Source organism: Sporosarcina sp. E16_8 (genome assembly GCF_017347095.1).
Lineage (GTDB): Bacteria > Bacillota > Bacilli > Bacillales_A > Planococcaceae > Sporosarcina.
In genome coordinates, this window is the sequence record NZ_JADPRZ010000095.1 from 1 (window position 1) to 4,216 (window position 4,216).

The window sequence follows — 4,216 nt, forward strand, 5'->3', positions numbered from 1 at the left end:
AAAAAAAGGGCTCCACCGAGTGCATTGGGACTTTGCCTACCCGATACCAGTGGTTCACGTAGTACCGATACATCTTCAACTGTTAATTTTTTCAACAAAACAGGGTTTCCTCCATTCATCGCCATTTAAAGCCAGGTACCTCTTACGGAATCACTACAGCTAACCTTCTTTCATTTAGCTTAGTCTTCGGACTTCATATACCCTCTCTTATCGAAATTAAAGCTTTTAAAGCGGAACTTGCAATACAGGATGACAAGCTGCTCGGGTAGGATGAATAGCATGACGAAGAACAGTAAAATCCCTATAACAATGGCAATCATGATATCGACATCGATGATCACCGATGTTCTAGCAATGTACTGGATTACAAAGACTAGCCCAATTCCGCAAAAAACAGCCGCTGGTATGTACGATTTCGTTTCAAATCTTCCTCTGAGCACGTCTTTTTTCGATCCTTTGCGGTAATGTCCATTGCGCAATAAAATAGCGAAACGAACGAATGTAGCGATAAAAATCAGTAATCCTAACAGAAGTAAGATATACGTGAAATTCAGAAGTGATTCCGATGTAAATGACATGTCTTCCCCTTCTAATGCGATCAAAAATAATGCACAGATAAAAAAAGATACGGAAAATAGGTTTTGGGACACTAAGATGGACAGCAAATACTGGATCTTGCCACTTCTTTTATACACTGCTGGAATCGCATAAATTAGGGACAGCACCATAATTCCCGCCGTAATCCACAAATGAACCTTTAAAATTTCATCTTTGTATGGGTAGACTGTCGCATTTCCAACCATAAAATATTCCAGTGCAAATAGTAATGCCTGTAGGAATACGGATAGAATTAGGGCACCCGCTAAAGCAGGGGGACTTTGTCTACCTGATTCAAGAGGTCCTCTTAGAACTTCGAAATCCTTTACAGTCAGTTTCGCGAACATCTAACTCTTCCTTTTTACTCCCGCGTTTCTGTTCATGCTTTTTCACTTCTCCTACGCATGACATCCAATACTTCTGTAACAATTTCAATAGTTGTACTATTTTTTCCTTCTAGCAATACCACTTCTTTCTATCACTTTTTTAGTTTCGTCTTGTCTCTCATTCAGTGGTAAACCAAAAGAGGGGTATACCTGTTTTACACGAACCATGTTTTTACTAATATAATAGTATCGGTGAATACAGACTGTAAAATAAGCCGTGAATAGTGATAATAGTGAGAGTAATAATATGAAAAACATCATTTTGGCATATTCACTGTAGACGAATGTTAATACGAGTTGGGCAATTACATATCCTATTCCTGCAAATGATAAATAGTGGACATTAATACTCTTCATCTGTTGCATTTTATGGTAGGTTCCTGTGTACAGTGCCTTTACATTCAACCAGTTCATCGTTACCAGTAAGCCGATAAAGAGAATAAATCCAATAATAAAAGGACCTTTCCCTTCTGCTCCTAAGTGAAGATACAGTAACTTTTGTATTGCCAAAAAATAGACATATGTATTGACAACTCCATATACTCCAAAAAACAGATAATAAGACTTTTCAAATTTGTATGGCGCGATTATATAAAGAAAAGCCCAGATTTGCAATATGACTACTGGAATAATCGCCATTTTAAAGATTACAACCGAAAATGGGACAGCAACAATTGGGATCATTCCGGTTACATATAGTAAAAGCAAGAAAAACACAATAATATTTTTTTTATTTTCCTTTGGCGTTTGGAATCTCAAGTATGATAACTTGATCGCATCACTTCTATTTTTATAGATATTAGATTCTCTCCTATCCTTTAAACCATGATGAAACTTTGTCGATTATACCAGTTGTTCCTATTTTTATTGCATCTCCAATTAAATGATAAATACGAACAACTAAAAGCGTTGCAATCCTAAGTAGCATTGCAACGCTTTCATTAATTTACTGATTCAAATTTAAAATTATCCATCTTCACGACTTGGTTATCTTGTTCAAGTGTGTCGATGAGTGCTTCTTGTTCAGGCGTTATGCTCAGAGAGAATGGAACTGCATGATTCGGTTGAATGATACCTGTTTCCTGCTCGGAAAGGTCCACTTCAACGCCCTCCCACACAAATGCACCATTATCATGACCTAATGTATAGTCGAACTTGATGTTTTTCATGGGTTCATCCAAACGATTGATGGCTAAGAAAAGCAATGAAGCGTTTTCTGTTCCACTATCCACGATATCAATAATATTAATACTGAAATCATTGGCGAGTCCCATGTCTGCATTTTCCGTAATCATTCGATTTAACTCTTTATAGACTTCGCTATTTTCGATCGTTACACCAGCTTCTTCGTCTGCTTTCAATAATTGCAACGAAAGTGTCTGTTGTTCAACTGTTTTATCCACTTTTTCTTCAGCCCCTTCTTCCCTATTATTATCCTTTGAGGCACATCCTGCCAATAGTAAAACTACTATCAAAAAAATTATTGTTTTTTTCATATGAATCCTCCTAATCAAATTACAAATATTAACGCATCGCCTGTTCATCATTGCACTCCTACAGACATCTCCACATAGGTTTGCCCTGCATTCGTTTCTTTGAACTCTACGAATATAGGCGTTTTTCGACTCATTTCATGTTCTTCAATATAAGTGAGCAGCTCCCAAAATGTCACCTGTGACTGGGCATCAAAGTCATCTGTTAGTCGAGTCATAATCATGCGGTCGATTAGGAAATAACTGCTAAAATCAACTTCCTCTTCTTTAGGAATGGTGAAATCATTTTCTTCAATTGGAATAAACAGCTTGGCCGTCATCACTTCGGCGGTGGGATTGCTCATAATGGAAAAGAACATCTTTCCAACTGAATTATACCCATGTTCACTTAATATAGCATCAAAGTCTTGGATAGCTAGATCAATTTCTTCCGGGAGAAAATTGTAATATTTAGAAGCCACATTTCTGTAGGCGATTTGATGATTTTCGACAATCATTCGTCACCACCCGCTTCTAGAATCGGGCAAAATAGATCAATGATGTAGTCATCATATAATTCATGTACAACGAAAAAGTATGTATCTTCCAATTTGATTTCATTGAAATCTGCATAATCTTTTAATTTCTGTACAGCAACGTTAACGTCCATTACACCAACTGCCTGACGCAAAAACAATGCTTTTTCCAGTTTAAAGCTATCCTGGAAACTGAAATCCGTTTCCTCTGGTAATTGGACGGATGCGTTGATAGGCAAATAATAGGTGAAATCCTCTTCTTGGTTGAAATTAACAGAGAAAAAGATAGGTCCATTCTTGTAAATTTCTTGACTGACTATGAAATCTTCTAGCTTATTGAATGGTATCAGCCAATCTTCCTTCTTTTGTCTAGTTTCATAGCGCAAACAATTGTCAAATTGCAATGAACGAATGTCAATTTCCATTTCACAACTTCCTTCCTTTAGCTGAGTCTTCTGAATCTAAATAACCTCTTTTGTTGAAATTAAAGCTTTTGAAGCGGAACTTGCAATACAAGATGACGAGCTGCTCGGGCAATACAAAAATCATCGTATAGAATATTGTAAAGCAAATGAGTAGAAGCATGACATCCTCGATATCAGCCAAATTATATGTTCTAACGGCAAATTGAATGATAAACAAAAGAGCAGTACTTCCAATAATAACGGCTGGAATATACGTTTTTGTTTCAAATTTTGCTCGGAGTTCATCTCGTTTAGAACCTTTGCGATACTTCCCTTTTCTCAATAAAATAGAAAACCGGATAACTATAGCTACCAATAACAAAGCACCTAAAAACAAGGTTACCATTGTAAATGTCAGCAGTGAACTTTCTGAAACTTCCTGATTCTCTCCTATTAAAAATAACCCGCAGATGTAAAAGGATAATGTAAAAGCGTTTTGTGAAACTAAAATAGATAGTAGATATTGGGTTCTTTGACTTCTTTTATAAATAAACGGAATCGCATATATCACGGAGAGGATAACTAAAATTAATGTAATCCAGAAATGAACTGTTAGTATCTGATCTTTATATGGGAAGTTCGTCACACTTCCCAGTACTGTATATTCTAGATAGTAAATCAGAGTTTGCATGAAGGCCCCCAAAAAAAGTGCACCAGCTAGTGCATTGGGACTTTGCCTACCCGATACCAGTGGTTCACGTAGTACCGATACATCTTCAACTGTTAATTTTTTCAACAAAACAGGGTTTCCTCCATTCATC

The 4,216-nt window shown here is 36.6% G+C and carries 6 protein-coding genes; all 6 read right to left on the reverse strand.

Annotated features, from left to right (window positions below):
• Positions 1-179 precede the first annotated feature (179 nt).
• A complete protein-coding gene (locus I2484_RS20715; protein ID WP_207152947.1) occupies positions 180-944 on the reverse strand; it encodes a hypothetical protein in 765 nt (254 codons plus the stop codon).
• Between the two features lie 96 nt (positions 945-1,040).
• On the reverse strand, positions 1,041-1,667 hold the full coding sequence (locus I2484_RS20720; RefSeq protein ID WP_207152948.1) for a hypothetical protein: 627 nt from the start codon (positions 1,665-1,667) through the stop codon (positions 1,041-1,043).
• A gap of 257 nt (positions 1,668-1,924) precedes the next feature.
• Entirely contained in the window at positions 1,925-2,479 is a 555-nt protein-coding gene (locus I2484_RS20725) for a membrane lipoprotein lipid attachment site-containing protein (RefSeq protein ID WP_207152949.1), read from the reverse strand.
• Positions 2,480-2,526: 47 nt separating this feature from the next.
• Positions 2,527-2,973: a DUF5085 family protein gene (locus I2484_RS20730; protein ID WP_207152950.1), complete on the reverse strand. Its 447-nt coding sequence runs from the start codon at positions 2,971-2,973 to the stop codon at positions 2,527-2,529.
• Positions 2,970-3,416: a hypothetical protein gene (locus I2484_RS20735; protein ID WP_207152951.1), complete on the reverse strand. Its 447-nt coding sequence runs from the start codon at positions 3,414-3,416 to the stop codon at positions 2,970-2,972. Before I2484_RS20735 ends, I2484_RS20730 begins: the two co-directional genes overlap by 4 nt.
• 1 nt (position 3,417) lies before the next feature.
• A partial coding sequence (locus tag I2484_RS20740) for a hypothetical protein (RefSeq protein WP_255551641.1) occupies positions 3,418-4,216 on the reverse strand: 799 nt, incomplete at its 5' end.

What these genes read in the sequence shown, in the direction of transcription:
- I2484_RS20715 (WP_207152947.1), bottom strand. Translation starts at nt 944, where the DNA reads ATGTTCGCGAAACTGACTGTAAAGGATTTCGAAGTTCTAAGAGGACCT.
- I2484_RS20720 (WP_207152948.1), bottom strand. Translation starts at nt 1,667, where the DNA reads ATGATCCCAATTGTTGCTGTCCCATTTTCGGTTGTAATCTTTAAAATG.
- I2484_RS20725 (WP_207152949.1), bottom strand. Translation starts at nt 2,479, where the DNA reads ATGAAAAAAACAATAATTTTTTTGATAGTAGTTTTACTATTGGCAGGA.
- I2484_RS20730 (WP_207152950.1), bottom strand. Translation starts at nt 2,973, where the DNA reads ATGATTGTCGAAAATCATCAAATCGCCTACAGAAATGTGGCTTCTAAA.
- I2484_RS20735 (WP_207152951.1), bottom strand. Translation starts at nt 3,416, where the DNA reads ATGGAAATTGACATTCGTTCATTGCAATTTGACAATTGTTTGCGCTAT.